At 73.3% G+C, this 23,857-nt stretch carries 22 protein-coding genes; 6 read left to right on the top strand and 16 right to left on the bottom strand.

The annotated features are described in order from the left end of the window. Window positions 1-22 precede the first annotated feature (22 nt). Both ACGFIB_RS15825 and ACGFIB_RS15820 read right to left on the bottom strand, forming a co-directional pair. Window positions 23-535 (bottom strand): PH domain-containing protein, encoded by a 513-nt coding sequence (locus tag ACGFIB_RS15825; protein WP_142569373.1) that lies wholly within the window; start codon window positions 533-535, stop codon window positions 23-25. 112 nt (window positions 536-647) lie between these two features. Beyond that, complete coding sequence (locus ACGFIB_RS15820; RefSeq protein WP_393372208.1) at window positions 648-1,493, bottom strand: biotin--[acetyl-CoA-carboxylase] ligase; 846 nt, start codon at window positions 1,491-1,493, stop codon at window positions 648-650. A gap of 189 nt (window positions 1,494-1,682) precedes the next feature. Between ACGFIB_RS15820 and fdhD the strand changes: the two genes are divergently transcribed. Next, window positions 1,683-2,567 carry a formate dehydrogenase accessory sulfurtransferase FdhD gene (fdhD, locus tag ACGFIB_RS15815; protein ID WP_142569368.1) on the top strand — a complete coding sequence of 295 codons (885 nt, stop codon included), beginning with the start codon at window positions 1,683-1,685 and terminating at the stop codon, window positions 2,565-2,567. Window positions 2,568-2,673: 106 nt separating this feature from the next. Here the strand turns inward: fdhD and ACGFIB_RS15810 are convergent, their stop codons facing one another. The 3 genes from ACGFIB_RS15810 to ACGFIB_RS15800 form a co-directional block, all read right to left on the bottom strand. Next, window positions 2,674-5,310 carry a phosphoenolpyruvate carboxylase gene (locus ACGFIB_RS15810; RefSeq protein ID WP_393372204.1) on the bottom strand — a complete coding sequence of 879 codons (2,637 nt, stop codon included), beginning with the start codon at window positions 5,308-5,310 and terminating at the stop codon, window positions 2,674-2,676. 110 nt (window positions 5,311-5,420) lie between these two features. Then, window positions 5,421-7,004 carry a hypothetical protein gene (locus ACGFIB_RS15805; RefSeq protein WP_393372201.1) on the bottom strand — a complete coding sequence of 528 codons (1,584 nt, stop codon included), beginning with the start codon at window positions 7,002-7,004 and terminating at the stop codon, window positions 5,421-5,423. Next, complete coding sequence (locus ACGFIB_RS15800; RefSeq protein ID WP_393372199.1) at window positions 6,983-7,744, bottom strand: ABC transporter ATP-binding protein; 762 nt, start codon at window positions 7,742-7,744, stop codon at window positions 6,983-6,985. The genes ACGFIB_RS15805 and ACGFIB_RS15800 overlap by 22 nt, the downstream gene beginning before the upstream one ends. A 222-nt stretch (window positions 7,745-7,966) precedes the next feature. Between ACGFIB_RS15800 and ACGFIB_RS15795 the strand changes: the two genes are divergently transcribed. From ACGFIB_RS15795 to ACGFIB_RS15775, 5 genes are all read left to right on the top strand, one after another. Continuing rightward, entirely contained in the window at window positions 7,967-9,556 is a 1,590-nt protein-coding gene (locus ACGFIB_RS15795) for an acyl-CoA carboxylase subunit beta (protein WP_357259308.1), read from the top strand. After that, complete coding sequence (locus ACGFIB_RS15790; protein ID WP_393372195.1) at window positions 9,553-9,801, top strand: acyl-CoA carboxylase epsilon subunit; 249 nt, start codon at window positions 9,553-9,555, stop codon at window positions 9,799-9,801. The genes ACGFIB_RS15795 and ACGFIB_RS15790 overlap by 4 nt, the downstream gene beginning before the upstream one ends. Before the next feature lie 196 nt (window positions 9,802-9,997). Continuing rightward, complete coding sequence (locus tag ACGFIB_RS15785) at window positions 9,998-10,882, top strand: NYN domain-containing protein (protein WP_229689538.1); 885 nt, start codon at window positions 9,998-10,000, stop codon at window positions 10,880-10,882. A gap of 168 nt (window positions 10,883-11,050) precedes the next feature. After that, window positions 11,051-12,586, top strand: a complete 1,536-nt coding sequence (locus ACGFIB_RS15780) for an Ada metal-binding domain-containing protein (RefSeq protein WP_357239108.1) — start codon at window positions 11,051-11,053, stop codon at window positions 12,584-12,586. Continuing rightward, entirely contained in the window at window positions 12,583-13,077 is a 495-nt protein-coding gene (locus ACGFIB_RS15775) for a methylated-DNA--[protein]-cysteine S-methyltransferase (protein WP_357239105.1), read from the top strand. The genes ACGFIB_RS15780 and ACGFIB_RS15775 overlap by 4 nt, the downstream gene beginning before the upstream one ends. A gap of 55 nt (window positions 13,078-13,132) precedes the next feature. On the opposite strand, the gene ACGFIB_RS15770 is transcribed toward ACGFIB_RS15775, so the two are convergent. Genes ACGFIB_RS15770 through ACGFIB_RS15720 form a run of 11 tightly spaced genes read right to left on the bottom strand, consistent with a single transcriptional unit; the run spans window position 13,133 to window position 23,856 of the window. Then, window positions 13,133-14,095, bottom strand: coding sequence for a hypothetical protein (locus ACGFIB_RS15770; RefSeq protein ID WP_393372190.1), 963 nt, complete (start codon window positions 14,093-14,095; stop codon window positions 13,133-13,135). Next, window positions 14,092-14,751, bottom strand: coding sequence for a hypothetical protein (locus ACGFIB_RS15765; protein ID WP_393372187.1), 660 nt, complete (start codon window positions 14,749-14,751; stop codon window positions 14,092-14,094). The genes ACGFIB_RS15770 and ACGFIB_RS15765 overlap by 4 nt, the downstream gene beginning before the upstream one ends. Window positions 14,752-14,762: 11 nt before the next feature. Next, the gene (locus ACGFIB_RS15760) at window positions 14,763-18,227 is read right to left on the bottom strand and encodes a hypothetical protein (protein WP_393372184.1); all 3,465 of its coding nucleotides are present in this window, start codon (window positions 18,225-18,227) and stop codon (window positions 14,763-14,765) included. After that, window positions 18,224-18,676, bottom strand: a complete 453-nt coding sequence (locus ACGFIB_RS15755; protein WP_229689537.1) for a pilus assembly protein TadG-related protein — start codon at window positions 18,674-18,676, stop codon at window positions 18,224-18,226. Before ACGFIB_RS15755 ends, ACGFIB_RS15760 begins: the two co-directional genes overlap by 4 nt. Further along, window positions 18,673-19,038: a TadE/TadG family type IV pilus assembly protein gene (locus ACGFIB_RS15750; RefSeq protein ID WP_357239093.1), complete on the bottom strand. Its 366-nt coding sequence runs from the start codon at window positions 19,036-19,038 to the stop codon at window positions 18,673-18,675. The genes ACGFIB_RS15755 and ACGFIB_RS15750 overlap by 4 nt, the downstream gene beginning before the upstream one ends. A 56-nt stretch (window positions 19,039-19,094) precedes the next feature. After that, window positions 19,095-19,544 (bottom strand): TadE/TadG family type IV pilus assembly protein, encoded by a 450-nt coding sequence (locus ACGFIB_RS15745; protein ID WP_229689536.1) that lies wholly within the window; start codon window positions 19,542-19,544, stop codon window positions 19,095-19,097. Continuing rightward, window positions 19,541-19,786, bottom strand: coding sequence for a hypothetical protein (locus ACGFIB_RS15740; protein ID WP_357018346.1), 246 nt, complete (start codon window positions 19,784-19,786; stop codon window positions 19,541-19,543). Before ACGFIB_RS15740 ends, ACGFIB_RS15745 begins: the two co-directional genes overlap by 4 nt. Beyond that, entirely contained in the window at window positions 19,786-20,820 is a 1,035-nt protein-coding gene (locus tag ACGFIB_RS15735; RefSeq protein WP_393372181.1) for a type II secretion system protein, read from the bottom strand. Before ACGFIB_RS15735 ends, ACGFIB_RS15740 begins: the two co-directional genes overlap by 1 nt. After that, a complete protein-coding gene (locus tag ACGFIB_RS15730) occupies window positions 20,817-21,752 on the bottom strand; it encodes a type II secretion system F family protein (protein WP_142569343.1) in 936 nt (311 codons plus the stop codon). Before ACGFIB_RS15730 ends, ACGFIB_RS15735 begins: the two co-directional genes overlap by 4 nt. Next, on the bottom strand, window positions 21,749-23,068 hold the full coding sequence (locus ACGFIB_RS15725; RefSeq protein WP_229689535.1) for a CpaF family protein: 1,320 nt from the start codon (window positions 23,066-23,068) through the stop codon (window positions 21,749-21,751). Before ACGFIB_RS15725 ends, ACGFIB_RS15730 begins: the two co-directional genes overlap by 4 nt. Then, the gene (locus ACGFIB_RS15720; protein WP_142569341.1) at window positions 23,065-23,856 is read right to left on the bottom strand and encodes a hypothetical protein; all 792 of its coding nucleotides are present in this window, start codon (window positions 23,854-23,856) and stop codon (window positions 23,065-23,067) included. The genes ACGFIB_RS15725 and ACGFIB_RS15720 overlap by 4 nt, the downstream gene beginning before the upstream one ends. Window position 23,857: the final 1 nt, after the last annotated feature.

Here is a 23,857-nt window from a genome sequence, read left to right as displayed (position 1 = left end):
ACGGCACGTGGTCCGCGCCGCGCTAGTCCCCGTCGATGTTCCCGTCCGCGGCGTCCTCCACCAGCCGGAACAGCTCGTGCCGTACGCGCTGGATCTGGGGGATGTCGCGGTAGTCGATGTCGCCCTTCTCCGACGCCGACTCGACCCGGAGTGTGCCGCATCCCAGGATGCGCTCCAGGAGCCGCTGGTCGGAGCTCACGCTGCTCACCTTGGCGAGTGGGATGTCGTCCTCCGACTTGTTCAGCACTCCCGTGCTGATCGCGAAGCGGTGCGAGGTCAGCGTGTAGGACGTCGTCACCCAGCGCAGATAGGGGATGATCGTCCACAGGACCAGCGCCACGAAGGCGACCACGGCCACCGCGCCGCGGGCGTACCCCGCGTACTCGTAGTCGCCGGGGATGAAGATGAAGGCCACGACGGCGGCGGCCAGCACGACGATGAGGGCGAGGACCGGAAGGATCAGCCGCTTCCAGTGCGGATGGAACGATAGAACGACCCGCTCGCCGTCGGCCAGGTATTGATCGGGAAGACCCATGGCGCAAATCGTGACACGATCGCCGGTCGATTGCATGCGTTCGCCCGTTCACCCCGGCAGCCCCGATCACCCTGGCAGCCCCGATCATTCGGCAGCCCGATCACCCGGCGGCTCAGGCCGGCGGGCCGGTCTCCGGCGACGGGCCCCTGCGGACGTGGACGACGTCGCCCGCGCTGAGCGAGTGCTCTCCGTCGCCGGCGCGTACGAGCAGGTGGCCGGACGTGTCGACCCCGGTCGCCAGGCCGGTCAGCACCCGCTCGCCGGGCAGTTCGATCCTGACCTCCTGCCCCACGGTGGACGACCGGGCGAGGTAGGCGGCGCGCAGGCCCGAGGCGTCCGCGTCGCCGTCGGCGGCCTTCCAGTCGCGGTAGTGCGACTCGACCTCCCGCAGGATCGCGCGCAGCAGCGGGTCGCGGTCGGTGCAGGCGGCGTTCTCGACGGCGAGGGACGTGGCCCGTTCCACCGGCAGCTCCTCCGGCCGCAGCGAGACGTTGAGCCCCATGCCGACGACCACCATGCGGTCCACCCGCTCGGCCAGGATCCCGGCGAGCTTGCGCTCCCCCACCATGAGGTCGTTGGGCCACTTGAGCCGCACGTCGACCTCCGCGATCCGCCGTACGGCCGAGGCGGCGGCGATACCGACCAGCAGGGCCAGCCAGCCCTGCCGGGCGAGCGGCACCTCCGGCCGCAGCAGCATCGAGAACGTCAGCCCCGAGCGCGGCGGCGCGGTCCACGGGCGCCCGAGCCTGCCCCGCCCGGCGAACTGCGACTCCGCGACCAGCACGGCGCCCTCTACCGGGCTCTCGCGCACGGTCCTGGCCAGGTCGGCGTTGGTGGACCCGGTCCGCTCGACGACGCGTACGGACGACCACAGCGAGCCCGGACGCACCAGCGCCCGGGTCAGCGCGGTCTCGGACAGCGGGGGCCGGTCGAGATCGGCGTACGGCGAGTCGGGCACGCGCCCAGGCTATCGGCTGACCTCCCCGGGCTGCTGTCTCCCCTGCCGCGTCCCCTGCTGCCGTCCGGTGCGCCGGTCGCCCTGATCTCCCCGTTCTTCCCGGGCGCCACCCGGCGGACGATCACCGGCCCGCGGCGTGGCAGGCTGCGTACGGGAAAGAACGGCAGCCATGCCGCCAAGGAGGTTCTGATGGAATGGGACGGCGTGGCGCGGCCCACCGCCCGGTTGGGACCCGTCACGCGATCACGCGTCCGGACGGTCTCCGGATCGGCCGTGCGCGACCGGCGTGACGACCTCGCGACGGAGGAACCGCTGGAGATCCGGCTTTTGGCCGGGGGCGAGAGCCGTACGGTGGCGATCACGATGCGGACGCCGGGCGCGGACTTCGAGCTCGCGGCGGGGTTCCTGCACGGTGAGGGGATCGCCGGCCCCGGCGACATCGCCGCAATCGGCTACTGCACGGACGAGGATCTCGATCCCGAGGCGCGCTACAACACCGTGACCGTGCGGCTCGCCGCCCCGCGACTGCCGGACCTCGCCACGGCGCGGAACTTCCTGACGTCGAGCGCGTGCGGCGTCTGCGGCACCGCGAGCCTCGACGCGTTGCGCGACCGCTGCGCCGTGCCGGCCGTGCGCCCGCCGGTCGCCGTGCCCGCCACGACCCTGTACGGCCTGCCCGACCGGCTGCGGGAGGCCCAGGGGGTGTTCGGCAGGACGGGCGGGCTGCACGGCGCCGGGCTGTTCACCCCCGACGGCGCACCGCTGGCCGTGCGGGAGGACGTGGGGCGGCACAACGCCGTCGACAAGCTCGTCGGCTGGGCGCTGCTCGGCGGCCGGACCCCCCTCGACCGGCACGTCCTGCTGGTCAGCGGCCGGGTCGGCTACGAGATCATGCAGAAGGCCGCGAGCGCCGGGATCCAGATCGTGTGCGCCGTGTCCGCGCCCTCCTCGCTCGCCGTCGACCTGGCGCGCGAGTTCGGCATCACGCTCGTGGGATTCCTGCGCGAGGAGCGCTTCAACATCTACGCCTGCCCGGAACGGATCGACGTCGAGCAGGTGGCCGGGACGCCGTGATGCCGGGACGCCGGGATGCCGTGATGCCGGGACGCCGTGATGCCGGACCGGGCGGGCGCTCGGGTTCGAGCGCCCGCCCGGTCCGCGCTGAGCGGCCAGCGGGCCGTCAGCCGGTGTTCTGCAGACCGGCCGCGACGCCGTTCACGCTGAGCAGCAGCAGCGTGGACAGGCGCTCGCGCTCCTCCTCCGACAGGTCGCCCGCCGCCCGCAGCGCCGACAGCGCCCGCAGCTGGAGGTGGCTGAGCGCGTCCACGTAGGGGTCGCGCAGCTGCACGGCCCGCGACAGGACGCGCCGGTTCTCCAGCAGGCGGGCGTGGCCGGTCACCTCCAGCACCAGCCGCCTCGTCAGGTCGTACTCCTCCAGGACCTGCTCGGCGAAGTCCCTCCGGCTGCCCAGGGCCAGGTAGCGGGACGCGATGGGGCGGTCGGTCTTGGCCAGCGACATCTCCGCGTTGTCCAGCAGCGCGGCGAACAGCGGCCACTCCTGGTAGGCCGAGCGCAGTTCGGCCATGCCGCCGTCGGTGACCACGGCGGCCAGGCCGCTGCCCAGGCCGTACCAGCCGGGGAGGTTGACCCGCGTCTGGGCCCACGAGAACACCCATGGGATGGCCCGCAGGTCGTCCAGGGAGCGGGGCGCGCCGAGGCCGCGCCGCGCCGGCCGCGAGCCGAGCCGCAGCAAGCCGAGCTCCTCCAGCGGGCTGACCAGCGCGAACCACTCGGGGAAGCCTTCGGCCTCGGTCAGCGACCGATAGGCACGCTCGGAGGCCACGGCCACCGTGTCGGCGAGCCGGCGGAACTTCGCCGCCGCGGCGGCCGTGCTCGACTCCACCCCCGAGGTGGACGCGAGCAGCACGGCGTTGGTGACCTGCTCGATGTGCCGCTTGGCGATCGCCGAGTGGCCGTACCGCGCGAAGATGACCTCGCCCTGCTCGGTGACCTTGAACCGGCCGGCGACCGAGCCGGGCGCCTGCGCGAGCACGGCCCGGTTGGCCGGGCCGCCGCCCCGGCCGAGCGCGCCGCCCCGGCCGTGGAAGAGCGTCAGCGTGATGTCGTTGGCCGCGGCCCAGGCGGTGAGGGCCGCCTGCGCGTCGTACAGGCGGAGAGTGGCCGCCGCCGGGCCGAGCTCCTTGGCCGAGTCGGAGTAGCCGAGCATGACCTCCATACGCCGCCCGTTCTCGGCGAGCCGCCGGCGCACGGGCTCCAGGCCGACCATGCCCTCCAGCACGGCGGGGGAGTTGTCGAGGTCCTCGCCCGACTCGAACAGGGGGACCACGTCGAGCACCGGGGCGCGCTCGCCCAGGGCGTGCCTGGCCAGTTCGTAGACCGCCGCGATGTCGTCGGACGAGCGGGTGAACGAGACGACGTAGCGGGAGCAGGCGGCCACGCCGAAGCGCTCCTGGATCCAGCCGATCACCCGGATCGTGGCCAGGACCTCCTCGGTGCGCTCCGAGAGCGTGCCCGAGGCGATCTCCTTAAGCGCCGCCGCGTGCACCGCCGAGTGCTGGCGCACCTCCAGCTCCGCCAGGTGGAAGCCGAACGTCTCGGCCTGCCAGATGAGGTGCTGCAGCTCGCCGTAGGCCTGCCGTAAGGCGCCGGCTCCGCGCAGGGAGTCCTGCGCGAGCCGCAGGTCGGTCAGCAGCTCGGCGGGCGCGCGGTAGGCGAGGTCGAGGTCGCGGCGGCGGGTCGCGGCGATCCTGGCCGCCACGAACATCAGCCACTGACGGTGCGGCTCCCGCGGCGACCGGGTGGCCATCTCCGACACCAGGTCGGGGTGGTCGTCCTCGGCCTGCGCGAGCGCGGCCCGCAGCTCCGCGGACGGCGGCGTGAAGACACTGGCGAGGGTGAGCGACCTCCCGATCCGGGTGGTGGCGTTCTCCAGTGCGATCAGCACGTGCTCGGCCTGGATCTGGATGGCCTCCCTGGTCACCTTGGCGGTGACGTTGGGGTTGCCGTCGCGGTCGCCGCCGATCCAGCTTCCGTAGCGGATGTACGCCTTGGCCAGCGGCTCCCGCGTCCCTGTGCCGGACCCGAGCGCCGCGTCGAGCGAGCGGTAGATCAGCGGCACCGTGCGGAACAGCGTCTCGTCGAACGCCGCCATCGCCGTACGGACCTCGTCCAGCGGGTCGAGCTTGGTGTGGCGGAGCTGGGCGCTGCGCCACAGGATGTCGATCTCCTCAAGCAGCCGCCGGTGGGCCTCCTCCCGCTCGGCGGTGCCCCGTCCGGGCGTGTTGTAGGCGTCGAGCTGGGCGCTGATCCGCTGGATGGCGGTGACGATCGCCCGCCGCCGCGCCTCCGTGGGATGGGCGGTCAGCACGGGCCGGAACTCCAGCCCGTCGATCAGGTCGTGGAGCCGGTCGTCCCCGCGCAGCCGTTGCACGGCCTCCGCGAGGGACTCGCGCAGCGGCACGTCGTCCTTGTCGCGCTGCCGCAGGATGCGGATGCGGTAGTGCTCTTCGGCGAGGTTGGCGAGATGGAAGTAGCAGGTGAAGGCCCGGGCGATCTGCACGGCGCGGTCCACGGGCCATTCGGCCACCAGGGCCGCGACCTCGTCGGCCGTCGTCTCCCGGCGCCGGGCCGCGATCACGGCCTTCCGGAGCCGTTCTACGTCGGCGAGGAGGTCGGGGCCGCCGTGCTCGGCGATCACCTGACCCAGTAGTCCACCCAATAGGCGCACGTCAGCGCGGAGTTCGTCCGGCATCTCCGCTACGGCGTTGTGTCGTTCGGCAGGAGCGATGGCGGCCATGTTTGGAAGGCTAGCGAATCGCGCTCGGGAGCCCGAGGGCGGTCTCACCAATTGGACTAGACCACTCAAACATGTAGCAGACGGTCAGGCGTCCGGACCGCGGAACACCGTCAGGTGGGGCGGGAGATGGCGGCGAGGATTTCGGGGAGGCGGGCGAAGCCGACGCCGGCGGCGATCCGGCGGCCCGCCCAGGCGGCCGCCACGCCGTACGGCACGGCGAGCACGGCCCACCAGGTCAGGCCGAACACGACCGGCAGCACGACCGGCAGCATGAGCACGCCGGTGACGAGCGTCGTGGCGAAGGAGACGGCGAACGCCTGCCCGCCCTGCCCAGGAGCGGCGCCGCTGAAGGCGTTCAGGCGATCGGGATAGGTGTACGGCGAGGTCACGCTGGTGAGCGCGCCGACGCCCATGGCGACCCCGAGCACGCCCCAGGCGATCGGGGCCGCGACGAGGGCCCAGACCGCGTCGCCCGCCACCAGGGCGGCGAACAGCGACACCAGGGCCAGCATCGGCACCCCGATGACCGCCATGGCCAGGTGCCGCCCGGCCAGGTCGGTACGCATGTCGCGCGGGGTGGAGAACGCCACGGCGTTCATCCACAGCGACCTGCCGTCGATCCCGAAGGAATTGGCCGCCTGCAGCCCGATCATGACGGCCGCCATGCAGGCGGGCCCCAGCACCGAGCCCAGCCCGGCCCGGCCGTCCTGTCCGTGCAGGGAAAGCGTGATGAGCACGGTGACGAACAGCGCGATGATCCAGTTCACCCGGCCCCGCGGCTCGCGCCCGGCGTACTTCAGTTCCTTGGCGACGACGGCGCCGAGCATGCCGTCGGGCAGGAACCTGCCGATCGAAACCCGTCCGGGCCGCCGGACGGAGCCGCCGCTCCGGGTGGAGGCGTCGGGCCGCACCAGCGCGTGCCGCAGCGCGACGATCCACAGCCACCCCAGCACGACGACCGACATGGCGACGACGATCAGCTCGGCGGCCCCGACGAGGCCGCCGTCGGCGATCGCGTGCGCGGCCAGCCCCGGCGGCGTCCAGCGCAGGACGTCACCCACCGACGCCAGGACCCGCGTGGGGTCGCCCGACAGGCCGCGGTTGACCAGCAGATTCGGCAGCTGGACGAGCAGCACCACGAAGATGGCGGCGACCGCGAGCAGGTCCCGCCCCCGGCGGGTGCGCAGCACGCCGGACAGCGCGGTGGTCACCAGACGGGAGGCCGTGAGACAGAAGGCGAACTGGAGGACCACCGCGGGCACCCCGAGCAGCACTCCGCCCGGCCCGTGGGCGAGCGCGACCATGCCGCCGAACAGCGCGGCCAGCGAGGCGATCGGCCACGCACCGGCGGCCGACGCGGCCAGCATGCCGGTCGCGAGCTGCCGGGTGGTCAGCGGGAACACGGCCAGCCGGGCCGGGTCGAGCGTCTCGTCCAGCCCGAACGCCGTCAGCGGCACGATGATCCAGCCGACGGCGAACATCGCGAACGCCGCCGCCACGAGGTCGAGGGCGACGCCGGACGGCGCGAGCCGGATGAGGGACAGCAGCGCGAACCCCGCGACGGCGGCGAGAAGGGCGGCGGCCAGCGAGAAGACGAAACCGGCCTGCTTGCCGGCGTCGCCGCGCAGGCCCCCGCGCACCAGGCTGAGCTTCAGCCGGACGAACAGCCAGGTCATGCCGGCGACCCGAGCCACGACAGGCCCTCTTCGCCGTTGCCGCGCGCGCCGACGAGGTCGAGGAACGCCTCGTTGAGCGTGCGGCCCCGCCGCACGTCGTCGAGCGGGCCCTGCGCGACGACGAGGCCCCGGTTCATCACCGACACCCAGTCGCACAGCCGCTCGACCAGGTCCATCGCATGGCTGGAGAAGACAACGGTGGAGCCCGAGGCGGTGTATCGGCGCAGCACCTCGGTGAGCGTGTTGGCGGAGACGGGGTCGACGCCCTCGAAGGGCTCGTCGAGGAACAGCACGCCCGGGTTGTGCAGCAGCGCCGCCGCGAGGCCGATCTTCTTGCGCATGCCGGTGGAGTAGTCGACCACCAGCTTGTCCTGCGCCTCGACCAGGTCCATGACCTTGAGCAGCTCGTCGGCGCGTTTGCCGACCTCGTCGATGGGGATGCCGCGCAACCGGCCGCCGTACATCAGCAGTTCGCGGCCGGACAGCCGCTCGAACAGCCGCAGGCCCTCGGGCAGCACGCCGATGTGCGCCTTGACGCTGACGGGGTCGGCCCACACGTCGTGGCCGTCGATCTCGATCCGCCCGCCGTCCGGCCGCAGCAGCCCGGTGACCATGCTCAGCGTCGTCGTCTTGCCCGCGCCGTTGGGGCCGACCAGGCCGGCGAAGCTGCCCCTCGGCACGACCAGGTCGACCCCGCCGACCGCCGTCTGCTGCCCGAAGCGCTTGTACAACCCCTGCGTACGTACGGCATCCGCCATGGAGCCCCCATTTGTATGAAGCCGTCGTAAAGCCGAACGAACGGCGCACGGGCCGCGTTCCTGTGGACGTTCCCGCCCGGGCAAATGCGATCCCGGTGAGCGCGACCCGGCGCGACCGCGCGGCGCCGTTCTGGTTAACCTGTCGCCCATGGATTCGAGGCGACCCGGCGCGGCGTTCGGGGCCCGAGGGCCGCTGAGCATACGAGGAACGGTGAGCGGACGATGAGCGCCGAACACGCCCCCGAGATCGACATCCACACCACCGCCGGCAGGCTCGCCGACCTGGAGCGCCGCCGGAGCGAGGCGGCCCACGCCGGCTCCCGGCGCGCGGTGGAGAAACAGCACGCCAAGGGCAAGATGACGGCCCGCGAGCGGCTGGCCGCCTTCCTGGACGAGGGCTCCTTCGTGGAGTTCGACGAGCTGGCCAGGCACCGGGCGACCGCGTTCGGCCTCGACCGCGAACGCCCGTACGGCGACGGGGTCGTGACCGGCTACGGCACCGTGGACGGCCGGCCGGTCGCCGTGTTCGCGCAGGACTTCACCGTGTTCGGCGGCTCGCTGGGCGAGGTCTTCGGCGAGAAGATCGTCAAGGTGATGGACCACGCCCTGAAGACCGGCTGCCCGGTGATCGGCATCAACGACTCGGGCGGCGCGCGCATCCAGGAGGGCGTGGTCTCCCTCGGCCTGTACGCCGAGATCTTCAAGCGCAATGTGCACGCCTCCGGCGTGGTCCCGCAGATCTCGCTGGTGATGGGTCCGTGCGCGGGCGGCGCCGTGTACTCCCCCGCGCTGACCGACTTCGTCCTGATGGTGCAGGAGAAGTCGCACATGTTCATCACCGGGCCGGACGTCATCAAGACCGTGACCGGCGAGGAGGTGACGTTCGAGGAGCTGGGCGGCGCGCACACGCACAACTCGAAGAGCGGCGTCGCCCACTACGAGGCGTCCGACGAGCAGGACTGCCTCGACTTCGCCAGGGCGCTGCTGTCGTATCTGCCGTCCAACAACATGGACGACGCGCCCGCCTTCGACGCCGAGGCGGACCTGGAGACGACCGGCGAGGACCGCGAGCTCGACACGCTGATCCCCGACTCGGCCAACCAGCCGTACGACATGCGCACGGTCATCGAGCACGTCCTCGACGACGGCGAGTTCCTGGAGATCCACGCGGGCTTCGCGCCGAACATCGTCGTCGGCTTCGGCCGGGTCGAGGGGCGTTCGGTGGGCGTCGTCGCCAACCAGCCGATGAGCTTCGCCGGGACGCTCGACATCGACGCCTCCGAGAAGGCCGCCCGGTTCGTGCGCACCTGCGACGCCTTCAACATCCCGGTGCTGACCTTCGTCGACGTGCCGGGCTTCCTTCCGGGCACCGGCCAGGAGTGGAACGGCATCATCCGGCGCGGCGCCAAGCTGCTCTACGCCTATGCCGAGGCGACCGTGCCGCTGGTCACCGTCATCACCCGTAAAGCGTACGGCGGGGCATATGACGTGATGGGGTCCAAACACCTCGGCGCGGACGTCAACCTGGCCTGGCCCACCGCCCAGATCGCCGTGATGGGAGCCCAGGGCGCGGTCAACATTCTTTATCGGCGCGAGTTGGCCGCCGCCGATGATCCGGAGGCGGCGCGGGCCCGTTTCATCAGGGAATATGAGGACACGCTGGCAAATCCGTATCTCGCGGCCGAGCGCGGCTACGTGGACGCGGTCATCCGGCCCTCGGACACCCGGGTCCAGATCGTCCGCGCGCTGCGCGCCCTCCGCAACAAGCGGGCCACGCTGCCCCCGAAGAAGCACGGGAACATTCCGCTTTGACCAGCCGCGAGCCGTACCTCAGCATCGTCCGGGGGGACGCCACCCCCGAGGAGACCGCCGCCCTCGTCGCCGCGCTGGCGGCCCGAACGGCGGCTCAAACGGCGGCCCGAACGGCGGCGGGCGATTCCCGGCCGCCGGCACCGCGAACGCGCCCGGGCAACTGGAGGAATCCGGCCCATCGGCTACGTGTGGGGCTTCCGCACGGCCCGGGAGCCTGGCGCGGGGCTGTGTTCCCCGGCGGGTGACTCGCTTCCGACGCCATCCGCGACGACTACGGACCGATTACATCGCCGGAACAGGGTGTCAACTGGCTCAAGAGTTGGGACTATCTAGAAAGCGGGGGAATATAGTCAGCCGATCAACTAGTGACGAGTCCAGGAGGACACCATGGCCATCCCGGACTTCAGCGCACATGGCATAGCCGCAAAGTATGCCGTTCTCGTGGACGTCGGTTACCTTTACGCGGCCGCCGGTGAAGTTCTCTTAGGCGCCAAGGAGCGTAAGGAGTACCGCGTCTCCGCGGACGAGCTGATCCAGGCGCTCCAGAAGCACGCGCTCGAGCGCATCCCGGGCGAGCTGCTGCGCGTCTACTGGTATGACGCCGCCCGCGACCGCGTGCCCACGGTGGACCAGCGGGTGATCGCCCAGCTGCCCTGGGTCAAGGTCAGGCTGGGCAACCTGAACGCCCGCGGCCAGCAGAAGGGCGTGGACGCGCAGATCCGCAGCGACCTTGAGGCCCTCGCCCGTCACCACGCCGTGAGCGACACCGTGCTGATCGCCGGAGACGAGGACATGGTGCCCGCCGTGGAGGCCGCGCAGGCATACGGCGTGCGCATCCACCTGTGGGGGGTCGAGCCGCCGTTCGGGACCAACCAGGCCGAGCGGCTCGTCTGGGAGTCGGACACCGTCGAGATCCTGAGCGCCGACTTCCTGCGTCCGTTCTTCACGCGCGCACCGGTGCCCGTGCCCGTCGTGCCCACGCCGTCGCCCGCCCAGGTCTTCGCAGGCCGTACGGTCAAGCCGATGCCGCCGAAGTCGCCCATCGGCCAGGTCGCCAAGCTGGGCCCGGGCCGGCCCCGCGTGGAGGAGGTCGGTGAACATGTGGCGCAGAAATGGATACTGACCAGGGGCCGCGACAACATCCGGGACCTGCTGCCGGGTCCGCTGCTGCCCACGGTGATCGACACCGAACTGCTCATCGAGGCCGAGAAGGAGCTCGGCCACTCCCTGCGGCCCTACCCGGAGGCGCGCGTCTGGCTGCGCGACGGCTTCTGGGCCCGGGTCTACCGCGAGTTCGACCTCGGGGTCGGCATCTCCAGCAAGTGACGTCAGGCGTTCCGGTCCAGCACCCGAGCTCGCGCGGGAGCACTCCCGGCTCAGCGTCGTCTTCGTGCCCGGTCCCGCGCGAGGCTCCCCCGCACCGCCGCGGCATCCGCACGGCCGCGTCCGATTTCCGCCAGCCCGCATCGGTGGCCAGCGCATAACGTCGTGTGCGTGACCACACGCCAGCTCGACTTCGACGCGTGCTACCTCGCCGTCTCCGCGCGGGACTCCCGCTTCGACGGGCGTTTCTACACGGCTGTCACCACCACCGGCATCTACTGCCGCCCGATCTGCCCCGCCCGCACCCCCGCCCGGGGCAACGTCCGCTTCTACCGGCACGCCGCCGCGGCCGAGGCCGCCGGGTTCCGGCCCTGCCGTCGCTGCCGTCCCGAGCTCAGCCCCGGCGACCCCGGCTGGGACGTACGCGCCGACCTGGTCGGACGCGCGCTGCGGCTGATCGACGACGGGGTGGCCGACGAGTCCGGCGTCGCCGGGCTGGCCCGCCGCCTGCATGTGACCGAGCGGCACCTGCACCGCCTGTTCGCCGCCGAACTCGGCACCGGGCCGCTCGCCGTCGCCCGCACCCGGCGGCTGCTGCTCGCCAAGCAACTGCTCACCGAGACCACCCTGCCGATCACCGATGTCGCGTTCGCCGCCGGGTTCGGCAGCGTACGCCAGTTCAACGCGGCCCTGAAGGAGTCGTACGGCTTCGCGCCGGGAGAGCTGCGCAGGACCAACGGGCCCATGCACGAGAAGGGGGGTCCGGTCGCTCTCACGACCGGGCTGACCCTGCGGCTCGGCCACCGGGACCCGTACGACGCGCAGCCGGTGCTGCGCTTCCTCGCCGCCCGGGCGATCCCCTCGGTGGAGGCGGTCTGCCGGTCGGGGGACGACGTGACGGCCTACACGCGGGCCGTGCCGGGCGGCTCGATCACGCTGCGGCCCGCCGCCGGTCACGTCCGGCTCACGGTGCGGACCACCGAGACGCACCTGCTCTCCCGGCTGGTGGCCCGCTGCCGCCGCCTGCTCGACCTCGACGCCGACCCCGGGGCGGTGCGGGAGATCCTCGGCGCGACGTCCCTCGCGCCGCTGGTCGCGGCCCGTCCCGGGCTGCGGGTGCCGGGAGCCTACGACGGGTTCGAGCTGGCGGTCCGTGCGGTCGTCGGGCAGCAGATCTCGGTGGCCGGGGCCCGCACCCTGCTGGGCCGCATCGCCGCCCGCGCCGGCGTCCCCGCCGTCGCCGACCGCCCTGCCGACCATCCCAGCGACGAGGGCGGGAACCCCGGCGCGGCCGCGACCGGACACGTGCCGCTGCTGTTCCCCACGGCCGACCGGCTCGCCACGGCCGACCTGGACGGCCTCGGGCTCACCACCCGCAGGGTCGCCACGATCAGGGCGCTGGCCGAGGCGGTGGCCTCCGGCTCGATCGACCTCGACGGCGCGGGCGACCCCGCCGACACCACCGCCGGGCTGCTGGAGATCCCCGGGATCGGCCCGTGGACGGCCGGCTACATCGCGCTGCGCGCGCTGCGCGACCCGGACGCGTGGCCCGAGGGCGACCTCGTGCTGCGCAGGACGATGGAACGGCTCGGCATCGCCGCGGACGAGGCCGAGCGATGGCGGCCCTGGCGCGCGTACGCCGCGCTCCACCTGTGGAGCCACGCCTCCGACAATCCAGACACCACACCACGAGGACGCAACAGATGATCATCACGCAGACCGTGCCCACCCCGGTGGGCCCCCTCGCGCTGCTCGCCCGCGACGGCGTGCTCGTCGCGGCCGGTTTCACCGCCGACCCCCGCGAGATGTTCACCCGGCTCGCGCCGTCCTTGCAGGCGCTTCCGCTGCGGGAGGGCGATCTCGGCGACGCGGCCGAGGCCGTGCGGGAGTATCTCGGCGGGAAGGTCGGCGCGCTCGACCGGATCCCCGTCGAACAGCCCGGCACCCCCACCAGGCAGCGTCTGTACGAGGCGCTGCGCGCGGTGCCCGCCGGGACCACCGTGTCGTACGCACAGCTCGCGGAGAAGGCGGGGCTGCCCAGGACGGCCGCGCGGGCCGCGGGGTCGGCCTGCGCGCAGAACCTGATCGCGCCGTTCGTGCCGTGCCACCGCGTGGTGCCCTCGACCGGCGGTTACGGCAGTTACTACTACGGCACGCCGGTCAAGGAGTGGCTGGTCGCCCACGAGTCCCGCGCCTGACCTGCCGGGAGCGCGGCATCGGGTCCTCCTGGACGACGGCGCGGCGCGGTGGACCTCATTCCTTGACGATGCTCTGGACCTCGCCGACGGGCACGTCCCTGGTCGCGGCGACCTGGATCGGGTCGTACGCGAACGGGACGGCCTCGCCGCCCTGGTTGCCGTTGCCGGCGACGGTCCAGACGCTCGTCACGGTGAGCGTGTAGACCTTGCCCGGCAGGTCGACGGAGGAGTGCCGGTAGATGACGCCGCACTCCGGTTCGCCCTTCCCGTCCTTGTCGGCGCCCTTGACGTACGGCTTGCCGGTGGTGCCGCAGTCCGTGAACACCTCGGCGCGGTCGTCCTCCTTGGTGCCGGGGTCGATCTCGAGGTGGTCCGGCGTCGCCGTGACGGTGGCGGACATGACCCCGGGAAGCGTGGCGGTGACGGACCGGGGGGCGGCCTCGGCTCCGTCCAGCCACACCCAGGTCCCCAGGTTGACGTAGCTCTTGGCGTCCGGGCTCAGTTTGATCTTCGGCTCCGGCACGGTCAGCGCGGCCCGCGCGATCTGCATGAGCTGCTCCAGCGTGATGCCTCCGGCGGGGGCCGTCCCTTCGGGCACCCAGATGAGCGGCTCGAGTCCGGCGGCGCACGAGGCTCCGTCCGGGTTGCCGGCGTCGTAGGCGGCGCCCCACCACTGGCCCTTGTCACCGATCTTCTCGCCGAACCTGTCGAGATCGACGTCGTAGTCCAGCCCCGCCTCCACCGCCTGCTTCTTCTGCTGCGCCTGGAGGCCGCGCATGTCGTCGGCCGAACTGTTCGGCTCATACCAGCAGGGGCGGGGCATCCGGTAGCCGTCGCTCTTGCCGCCGAGCCCGTTGCCGGACAGGCCGATCTTGGAGTTGGTCAGCTTGACGCCGGCCGTGTTGCCCTTCTGGAACGCCTCTCCGTGCGCCCCGACGTCCGGGTCGGCGGCGGCGGGCGGCGCGCACACCGCGAGCAGGGCCCCCGCCAGCAGGGACGTCACAGCAATGGCCCTCATCTCAGGCACTCCTTCGCGCGCTCGTCCGGATAGTCCGCGTGGCGGTAGAGCCGGATCCGCCAGACGCCGTCGTCGCCGTGCCCCAGGCCGGCGGTCTGCAGGAAGACCGCCTTCGGGGGTTTGAGCCAGGCGGGCTGACGGGACAGCGGGGTGCCCTCCTGGTCGGTCAGCCGCACGCCGGTCAGATCGACGCAGCCGTCGGCCTCCGCCCCGCGTCCCATGACGGAGGGCACCCTCAGGGCGTAGAGCCTGGCCACGCCCCGGGCCGACTGCCTGTCCTTGAGGAATCCCTGCACCCAGGTGACGGCCTCCATGTAGGCGGACGACTCGGCATCGATCCCCTTCGCGTACGAGCGGTCCCCGCCGGAGGTGCCGACGGCCCGCCACTGCGCCGTGAAGTCGCCGGCGAACGCCTTGATCACGGCCGACCGCTTCGGGTCGGGCTCCAGCGGCCATTCGATCTCGATCGTCAGTCCGGGCGCCGCCGTGACCGTCTCGGTGCCCGGCTGCGGGCCCGGCGTCCCGGAGGCCGCCGCGGCGGCCGGCTCCACGCCGCCGCCCGGGGTGAAACCCCGGTCCGCGTCCGGCACGGCGCACGCCGACAGGAGCAGCAGGCACGCCGGCAGGAGCGGCGCGCGGGAGGACGTCCCTGGCATTGGGGCTCCGATCAGGCGAGACGTGAGGTTCTGAGGTCCGCCGGGTCTCCGGCGGCCCGGTCTGCGGCGGCCCGGTCCGCGGCGGCCCGGTCTGCGGCGGCAGGGTTCCTGAGCGCCGGGCTCCGGAGAACCGGGTTTCGGAGGTCAGGGGAGACGGTCCGGCGCCAGTCGGGCAGCAGCTCGTCGATCAGCGCCTCCGTCTCCGGCGCCATCCCGCCGCCGTACGGGTGGGAGGTGGCGCGGCGCAGCAGGCCGTCGACGACCGCCCGCAGCCGCACGGGCTCCCCGGTGGCGTGCGCCGCCCGGAGCAGATCGCGCCACAGCCCCTCGTCGTCGGCCGCGAGCAGCAGCCCGGCCCGGGCCGCCGCCACCGCGCCGTGCGGGTCGTGGCGGGCCAGCCGAATCTCGCACAGCGCGTGGGCGGCGTCCGCCACCCAGGCCGTCACGTCGTACTCCAATGGGTCGGCCGCCAGCCAGGCGTACCGGTCGGGCGGCCTGCCGCTCAGCAGCGGGCCGCGCACCAGCGTGAGCGCGCGCTCCAGCAGGCCGGCCTCCATGTCACCGGGCCTGCCGTCCGCGGGAGCGGCGGCGTCGGCCCATTCGCCGGCCTGCCGTACGAGGTCCTGGAACAGCCGCCAGTCTGTACGGATCTCCGGCCCGAGCCGCAGCCGCCCGGACCGGTCGAGGAACAGGTGGGGGCGTCCCTCGCCGTCGCGCCCGAGCCACTCGGCGACCCTGGCGATCGTGGCGTCGCGCACCGCGAGCTGCACGCCACGCGGCCACAGCACGCCGGTCAGCACGGCCGGGTGCACACCGTCCGGATGGGTGGCCAGGTAGACGACGAGCTCGTGGGCGAGGGCCGCCCGGCCCTCTTCGAGCGGGTTCACCGGGCTGATCTCGATCGGACCGAGGATGCGCACCTCGATGGAGGGCGGCTCCTCGCTCAGCCGCTCCACCACCGGGGTGAGCGGCTCGCCCTCCTGCTGCCGGGCCGTGCGGAAGAGGCCGATCACGGCGTCGTAGTGCCGGCGCGGCAGCAGGTGGGCATCGATGTCCAGGCCCAAGGCGTCCACACGGGCCCGGCCGTCGTCGGTGACCTCCCACGTCCAGGTGGCGTGCGGCACCTCGCCCGCGATCACGAAGCCGCTCGCCGTCCGCGTGCCCTTGCCGAGCAGCGCCAGGCGGCGCGCCTCGTCCTCGTCGGGGCGGATGGCCGACAGGAGGTAGTGCGGGGTGTAGGCGGGGTCGGCCACGCGGCTGTGGATCCGGCCGGTCAGCACGTCGCCGTCGTAGCGGGCACGCTCCTCGAACTCCGGCAGCACCTCGGCCAGGCTGCTCGCCGTCCTGATCCGCTCGGGCGCGAGCAGGGTCAGCTCCTCGCCGAAGCCGACGAGCGTGATGCGCATCTGGTCGGACCACCGGTTGGTGGCCAGCTCGACGGCGAGCGCCGACAGCGCGGCGACGGTGTGCGCCCCGGTGATCGAGATCACGCCGTGGGCGGCCTCCAGATCGGCCAGGACCCGGCCGCCCTGCCCGGTGCCGAGCGAGACCAGCCCGGGGTAGGGCGCGGGCACCCCCGCCAGCACGTGCTCGTCGATGCGGCGTCCCTCGTGGGCCGGAAGGCGCCACACCTGCCCGTCGTCGCAGGACTCCCAGGGCTCGGGCGCGTCCTGTTCGGACGGGTGGATCCACAGGTCGAGGCCCCGGTTGGACAGGTGGACGGCGTAGATCGTCGGAGGGCGCCGGCCGGCGTCGGCCAGCAGGCGGCCGAGCAGGCGCAGGCCGAGGTCGAGCATGCGGCCGCCGGGGGCGTCGGCGCCGAGGCGGATGGCGACCTCGGCCTCGGCGGCGTCTCCGCGCGGCCGGGCGATGCGCCATCCGAAGGCCCGGCGCCACAACTGCTCCCGCCGCCTGCGGCCGAGCAGGGCCAGCAGCCCTGCCGCCGCCAGCGACGAGGCGGCCAGGTAGTCGGCGAGGACCGGCCCGCCCTGCTGCTCCCCTGCCTCCTCGGCCGCGGTCTGGTGGCCCGCTTCCGCCGGCGCGATCGTGGGCTGGACGGTGGTCGTGATGATCGGACGCGGGGTGGGCGTCGCGCGGGTCGTGGCGGGCGTGTCCTTCGCATCGCCGGTGCGGCCCTTCGGCTCCGACGGCGTGTCCTGCGGCATCGCGGGCGGCGGCAGCACGATCCCCGGCTTGCCCGGCTCGGGTGTCACCCTGCCCCGCTCGTGGCCCGCGTCGCCTGACCGCCCGGCTTCGCCCGGCTGAGCGCCGTCGGGCCGGGTGGTGTCCGCCTCGTCTCCCGCCGGGTTCCCCGTGTCCGCTCCGGTGTGCGAACCCGTGTGCGAGCCGGCGGTGGGACGCGGGTCCGGCGTCGCGTGCCGGTCCTCCGCGCGCCTGTCCTCCGTCGCGTGCCGGTCGGCCTGGGCGTCGCCGCCGGTCGCCCCTCCCCCGGCGTACCGGGTGTCGCCGTCGAGTTCGGCGGGCGCGTGGCGGTGCTCCTTCAGGGTCTCCGGCCGGTCCTCGTCCACCGGCACGATGTGGACGTTCCTGGCGTCGTCCGGCATGTCGAGCACCCAGCCGGGACGGATGAGGTCGGCCATGTGCAGGCGGCTGCCGTCGGGCTGCTCCTTGTGCTGGTTGAGCCGGTAGATCTCCGGATAGCGGCGCCCGTCCCCCAGGCACTTGTCCGCGATCTCCCACAGGCTCTCGTGGTGGCGCCCGTGCGGGGGCTGGACCACGTAGACCTTCTTGACCTCCCTGGCGTGCAGGGCCGGTCGCTCCGCCTCGGTCTGCGGCACCGGCGCCGACAGCGCCGCGACCTGGGGCCGGATCGGGGCGGGGGCGCCCGCGCGGACGATGGGGATCGCCACGGCGGTCGCGGTGAACAGCAGCAGCACGGCGGAGACCAGGCGGTTCGCGAGCGCCTGGGTGCCGCCCGACAGCGGCACCCGGGCCGGCATGCCGACCCGCCGCAGCGCCGCGTAGACCTCGACGACCACGCACAGGAACAGCTGCAGCCAGGCCAGCCACACCAGAAGGATCAGGATCGCGATGATCGTCTCGGGCCCGACCTCGCTCGTGAACAGGTCCGGGTTCAGCAGGTCGCCGCTGATCGGGGGGCCGGCGAGCCGGAGCAACGCGTACGGCACGCCGCCCACCAGGCCCACCAGCGCGACCAGGGCCCCGAGGCCGGCGAGGACGTCTCCGGCCGTGCGCCGGGCCCGCAGCCGCACGGGCCGGTCGTCCTGCCAGTGCTCGGGCGCCCGCTGCGGCCCCAGCACCGACGGCATGCCCTCCGGGCGCGGTCGCGGGCCACGGCCCGGCACGCCGCCCGCCGTCGCATCGGAATCAGCCCGCGGGTTCCGCCCGGGGGCTCCGCCGCCCTGGACCCCGCGCGCGACCTCCCACCCGGGCCCCCGCCGGGCCTCGCGGTTGAACTCCTCCCGCCGGCCGCCCGGCGGCCGTGGCCCGGTCACGCCTCCCCCGGATCAGGAGCGGCCGTGGCCTCGGCCTCCATGTCGGAGCCCGCGAAGCCCAGCGCGGACAGGAAGAAGGCGTCCCAGTGCACCGACACCGCCACCGTGACGTCCGCCTGGCCTCCGCCCACGGTGCACTCGGTCATGCGTACGCCGTCGGCCCCCTGGTCCGCGGTGATCTTCTCGGCCGCGCCGCACACCGCGCCCTCGTCGGCGAGCAACCGCACCTCGCCGGTGGCGCGCAACGTCTCGACGTCGATCTGGTCGGCGGCGGCGCGGGCGGCCTGCTCGGCGATGTCGGCGGCCTTGAGGCGGGCGTTCATGGCGGCCCCGCCGTCCACCAGCAGCCCGGCCAGCAGGAACACCACCCCCGAGAAGAGGACCACGAACACCGACATGGAACCCCGCTCGCCCGCCCGCCCGCCTCCGACCGGCGGCGGCACCCTCACTTCACCCTCCGATACTTCTCGAGCGGCACGACCGAGGTGCCCGACATCTGCTTGGCGGCGCCGAACCCGAGGAAGTCGAGGTTCAGCTCGCAGGTCACGGTCATCCGGACGACGCCGTCCATCTCCCACTCGCTGCCGGACATGTCCACCTGCGGTGAGCAGTCGCCGGAGAGCGACGCCTCGGCGGCCTCCTTCGCGGCCGACTCTGCCTCCGCCTCGGTGCGCTGCACGGAGGCGGCCCGGGCGGCGTCCCGCGCGGCCCCGTTGACCTCTCCCTGGGCCTCCACGATCCGGCCCGCGCCGACGAGGAACATCAGGAAGAGCAGGAACAGCGGGGCCAGCATGACCGTCTCGGCCGTCATCGAGCCGCGCTCCCTCCCCTGCTCCCTCCCGCGCCTCATCCCGCGCCCCGACCGGGTCATTCGCAGCCGTCCGAGCCGTCGTCGGGGCGGAAGCACTCGATGGGCCCGCCGAAGCGTGACGTGATCGTGAAGGTCATCGCGGGCAGCAACGGCACCACCTGGACGGCGCTGCCGGTCACCTCCACGCCGCGCTGGTCGCCCTGCTCCCACGCCTGCGCCTGGGCGTTCTTCAGCAACTGCGGTCCGATCGCCTGCACGATCTGCCGCGCCTTGCCCTCGGCCGCCTCCTGCCAGCCGTCGGAACCGCCCGCACGGGCGATCCGCGCGCCCTCCCGCGCGGCGGCGTCGGCGACCTGGCGGCCGTGGAACCAGAGCGTGACCTGGACGATCAGCAGCACGACGGCGAGGACGATCGGCATGAGCATGGCGAGCTCGATGACCGTCGCGCCCCGCTCGCGGCGCACTCCGGCCGGGGCGCGGGGGCCGGTCACGCCCTGAGCGGTCACTCCCCGGCACCTCCGCCGGCACCCCCACCGCCGTCCGCACCGCCGCCACTGAAGCTGTTCTGGATGTCGGACTGCTTCTGCTCGACCAACTGCTTGATCAGCGTGGCCAGGCCGAGCGCGACTCCGGCGATGATGGCGGTGATGATCACCCATTCGACCGCGGAGGCTCCCCTGGACGGGGCGTTCCTCGCGCGGTCCAGCCGTACGTGGAGCACGGCGATCAGATAGTGGAACCAGAGCATCAGGCCCCCAACATCTTCATGGCTGCAGGGAAGGAAAGGAAGATCACGAAGCCCGCGCACAGCAGGAGCTGGGCGACGAGCATCGACTGGGACCGCTCACCCGCCTTGCCCTCGACCTCCGCGAGTTCGCGGCGGCGGAGGGTGGCGGCGCGGGCCGTGAGGGAGGCCCGGACCTTGGCGCCGTCGTCGGCCACGAGACCGAGCGCGGCCGACAGGTCCCGCAGCTCGTCCACGTTGATCTCGTCGCCGAGCCGGCCAAGGGCCTGCCAGGGGGTGATGCCGACGATCCGGGCGTTGGCCAGCGCCTCGCGGATGCGCTCCATCGCCCAGTTGGCGCCCGGGGCGGGCCCCGCGCCGTTCGCGGCCCCGGTGATAGCGCTGTTCACGGCGCCGTTCGCGACGCCGTTGACAGCGCTGTTCACGGTGCCGTTCAGCGCCCCGGGCGTGGTGACCGGACTGCCCACGGCCACCGCCATCATCAGCGCCTCGGGCACGCCCCTGCCGCCCGCGAGGTTCATCGACACGAGGTCGAGGAAGGCGCCCACGGCGTGCCGGAAGTCCCGGCGGCGTACGGCGGCGTCCCGCCGGATCTGCGCGTCGGGCAGCAGGAAGAAGATCACGCAGACGACGAGGGCCGACCAGAGCGGCACCTGCACCGAGACGCCCCATCCCATCAGCGCGAGCCAGCCGACGAGGAGCGGGAACGCCAGCAGGCCCGAGACCCCGAGCAGCAGCTTGGTCGCGAGGAACCCCTCGAACGACTTGCCGAGCAGCGCGAGGTCGGCCTTGATCGACCGCGCCTCCCAGCCGCGCGCCGCGTAGAACCGGGCGAGCCGCAGGCCGAGCATGCGGCGCAACTCGCTGACATCCTCCTCAGGCGCGATCAGCGGCGCCAGCGGCACGCCCTTGCCGTCACGGGCCTGGTCGAGCGCGGCGAGCCGGGCGGTCAGGCCGGGCCGGGGCGGGAACAGCGCCCGCGCCAGCAGGAAGAGCCCGAGGCCGAGCACGGCTCCGCAGAGCACCGTCGCGATCATCTGGCCACCTCCGCCGCCGGCTGCTGCGCCTGCGCGGCCACCTGGGACCGCGGGCGGTGGTAGGGGGCGAGGATCCTGGCCGGCTTGTCGAAGCGGGCGAGCCGCCGCATCCAGGCGAACCCCGCGCCGAACAGGCCCGCCACCACGACGAGCACGGCCTGGCCGAGCACCGAGTTGTATTCCTCGACGTAGGAGCGGTTGAAGACGACCAGTGCGGCGGCGAAGGCGAGGGCGGTGCCGACCACGATCTGCACGCTCTTGCGCGTGGACCTTCGCTCGGCCTCCACCCGCCGGCGCATGTCCAGCTCCTCGCGGGCCGAGACCGCCAGGGCCGACAGCACGTCGCGCAGGCCCGGCCCGCGCAGCCGCGAGTTGAGGATCAGCGCCGCCACGACGAGGTCGGCCGAGGGGTCGTCCAGCTCGTCGGCGAACATCCGCAGCGCGTCGGCGAGCGGCATCCGCGTGTGGAGCCGGTCGACCAGGGCCCGCAGGTGCGGTTGCAGCATGGGGGCCGCGGCCCGGATCGAGGAGGGGATGGCCTGTTCGAGCCCGGCCGCGCCCGCGATCGTGTCGCGCAGCGACTCCGTCCACGCCGCCAGGCCCTCAAGGCGCCGCATGGCGGCCCGCTCCTCCGCCGCGCCGCCGGTGAAGCCCCGCCAGGCCAGGACCAGCAGCACGGCTCCCGCCGCGATGACCGGCCAGCCGGTCACCACCAGCACCACGACCCCCGTCACCGCAGCGATCGCCGACCGCGTGGACAGGGTGCGCAGCAGGCGCATCCGCTCGGCCCGGCCGTCCGGCGTGGCCGGGCGGGGGCGCAGGCCGTAGACGGCCAGGGCGAACAGGAAGAGCCCGCCGCCCGCCGCGGCCCCGGCCAGCAGCACCAGAGGGTCGAGGACGCCGGGAGGCAGCGCCGGCAGCAGGCCGCTCATCGCCACGCTCCCCGCGCCGGGTCGTACCCGTGGGCGGCCAGCTCATCGGCGCAGGAGATCGGGGCGTGCGGCACCAGGTAGTCGCCCGCCATGGCGAACACCTCCGAGGACAGCACCCGCCCGTCGCAGCCCGTGACCTCCCGCACGCTGGACACGTAGCGCCGCAGGGTGCCTCCCCGGTGGTAGTCGTTGCGCTTCTCGATGAACACCACGAAGTCGATGGCCCCGGCGATGAGCATGTGGGTGGCCTCGATCGGCAGCCGCTCCGCGGCCTGCAGCGCGTAGGTCGCGATGCGGTTGAACACCTCCATGCTGGAGTTGGCGTGGATCGTCGACAGCGACCCGTCGTTGCCCTGGGTCATCGCGTTGAGCATCGTGACGATCTCGTCGCCCAGCACCTCGCCGACGATCACCCGCGAGGGGTTCATGCGCAGCGACCGCCGCACCAGCTCGGCCATCGTGATCTCGCCCTGCCCCTCGGCGTTGGGCAGGCGGTGCTCGAAGGCCACCGCGTTCGGGTGCAGCTCGGGGAACTGGTCCAGCCCGAGCTCCAGCGCCCGCTCCACCGTGATCAGCCGCTCGTGCGGCGGGATCTCGTTGGCCAGCGCCCGCAGCATCGTCGTCTTCCCCGCGTTCGTCGATCCCGCGATCATGATGTTCTTGCGCGCGGCCACCGCGGCGTTGAGGAACCGGCCTAGCTCGGGGGTGAGCGTGCCGTTGCCGACGAGGTCGCTGAGGAACACCTTGCCGAGACGCGCGCGGCGGATCGACAACGCCGGCCGCACGGTGACGTCCATGACGGCCGACAGCCGGGAGCCGTCCGGCAGGCGCAGGTCGAGCTGCGGGTTGGCGGTGTCGAACGGCCGCGACGACAGGCCGGAGTACGCCGCCAGGATCTGGATCAGCTCGATGAGCTCCTCGTCGCTGTCCGCGACGGGGTCCTGCATGAGCTCCTGGCCGTCGGCGTAGCCGACGAAGACCCGGTCGCAGCCGTTGATGTCGATGTTCTCGACCTCGGGGTCGTCGAGCAGCGGCTGGAGGCGGCCGACGCCGAACAGCGCCGCGTGGATGCCCGCCGCCAGCGCCTCCTCCTCCTCGGCGGTGGGCGGGGTGCGTCCGACGCCGATCTCGCCGCGCGCGTGCTCCTCCAGCACCTGCGCGATCAGCGCCCGGGCGAACTGCCGCTCGTCCTCCCCCGACATCGGCGGCACGCCGCTCGCCTGGTCGAGCCGCCGCTGGTGCGCCAGCCGGTCGCCGACCTCCTGCCGGAAGCGCTTCACCAGGCCGTGGTCGATGGGACGCCGCTGGGAGCTCACGACCGCACCTCCGGCTCCCTGGTCGCCCGTCTGACGACGGGAGGCGCCGCCGTCTCGCCGCCGGCGGCCAGCTGCGTGGCCAGGCGGGTGGCCAGCTCCCTGGCCGTACGGATCAGGAGGCTGCGGTCGAGCCGCCCGCCCCACTGGCCGCGCAGCAGTTCGGCGCCCTTCGGGTCGTACGCGAGACCGCCGACGAAGGCGACGTCCCAGCCGGAGACGATGCGCCGGATCTCCTCCAGGGACGACCGGTACGACCGGGGGTCGGCGATCACCACGATCCCGACCTTCCGCCCGATGAGCGAAAGCCGTTCGCGCAGGTGGGCGACGTGGTCGAGGCTGGCCCGGGTGAACAGCACCACCTGGTCGGCCTCGGCCACCAGGTCGCCGATCTGGGGGTGCAGCCCGAGCCTGCCGCAGTCGGCGAGCACGTCGGCCTGCGGCAGGGCGGCCAGCGCCCGGCCGAGCGGGCCCCACAGCCAGGTGAGGCCGGCCGCCTGCTCGCCGCTGGTCAGGCCGGCCAGCACGTCGAGGCCGCCGACGAGTCGCTGCGTGTGCTCGTAGATCAGCTCCGCGTGGAGCCCGCGCCGCGCGACCGCGCCGAGGCTGAGCAGGCCGCGTCCCGGGTTCAGCACGCTCCCGTCGTCGCCCGGCAGCCGATAGGCGAGATCGCCGCCGGAGGGATCACACTCGGCCAGCAGCACGGGACGGGGCCACACGGCGCCGAGGGCGGTCGCCGCGGTGGTCACGCCGGGCGCCCCCTTGTCGGCGGCGAGCACGATCAGCGCCACG

Origin of the sequence: Microbispora bryophytorum (assembly GCF_043197435.1) — a bacterium.
GTDB classification, from domain to species: Bacteria; Actinomycetota; Actinomycetes; order Streptosporangiales; family Streptosporangiaceae; genus Microbispora; species Microbispora bryophytorum.
Note: the sequence above shows the minus strand (reverse complement) of the source record. Positions and strands in the feature narration are given on the sequence as shown.

What these genes read in the sequence shown, in the direction of transcription:
- ACGFIB_RS15825 (WP_142569373.1), bottom strand. Translation starts at nt 535, where the DNA reads ATGGGTCTTCCCGATCAATACCTGGCCGACGGCGAGCGGGTCGTTCTA.
- fdhD (WP_142569368.1), top strand. Translation starts at nt 1,683, where the DNA reads ATGGAATGGGACGGCGTGGCGCGGCCCACCGCCCGGTTGGGACCCGTC.
- ACGFIB_RS15810 (WP_393372204.1), bottom strand. Translation starts at nt 5,310, where the DNA reads ATGGCCGCCATCGCTCCTGCCGAACGACACAACGCCGTAGCGGAGATG.
- ACGFIB_RS15800 (WP_393372199.1), bottom strand. Translation starts at nt 7,744, where the DNA reads ATGGCGGATGCCGTACGTACGCAGGGGTTGTACAAGCGCTTCGGGCAG.
- ACGFIB_RS15795 (WP_357259308.1), top strand. Translation starts at nt 7,967, where the DNA reads ATGAGCGCCGAACACGCCCCCGAGATCGACATCCACACCACCGCCGGC.
- ACGFIB_RS15775 (WP_357239105.1), top strand. Translation starts at nt 12,583, where the DNA reads ATGATCATCACGCAGACCGTGCCCACCCCGGTGGGCCCCCTCGCGCTG.
- ACGFIB_RS15770 (WP_393372190.1), bottom strand. Translation starts at nt 14,095, where the DNA reads ATGAGGGCCATTGCTGTGACGTCCCTGCTGGCGGGGGCCCTGCTCGCG.
- ACGFIB_RS15765 (WP_393372187.1), bottom strand. Translation starts at nt 14,751, where the DNA reads ATGCCAGGGACGTCCTCCCGCGCGCCGCTCCTGCCGGCGTGCCTGCTG.
- ACGFIB_RS15750 (WP_357239093.1), bottom strand. Translation starts at nt 19,038, where the DNA reads ATGACGGCCGAGACGGTCATGCTGGCCCCGCTGTTCCTGCTCTTCCTG.
- ACGFIB_RS15740 (WP_357018346.1), bottom strand. Translation starts at nt 19,786, where the DNA reads ATGCTCTGGTTCCACTATCTGATCGCCGTGCTCCACGTACGGCTGGAC.
- ACGFIB_RS15735 (WP_393372181.1), bottom strand. Translation starts at nt 20,820, where the DNA reads ATGATCGCGACGGTGCTCTGCGGAGCCGTGCTCGGCCTCGGGCTCTTC.
- ACGFIB_RS15730 (WP_142569343.1), bottom strand. Translation starts at nt 21,752, where the DNA reads ATGAGCGGCCTGCTGCCGGCGCTGCCTCCCGGCGTCCTCGACCCTCTG.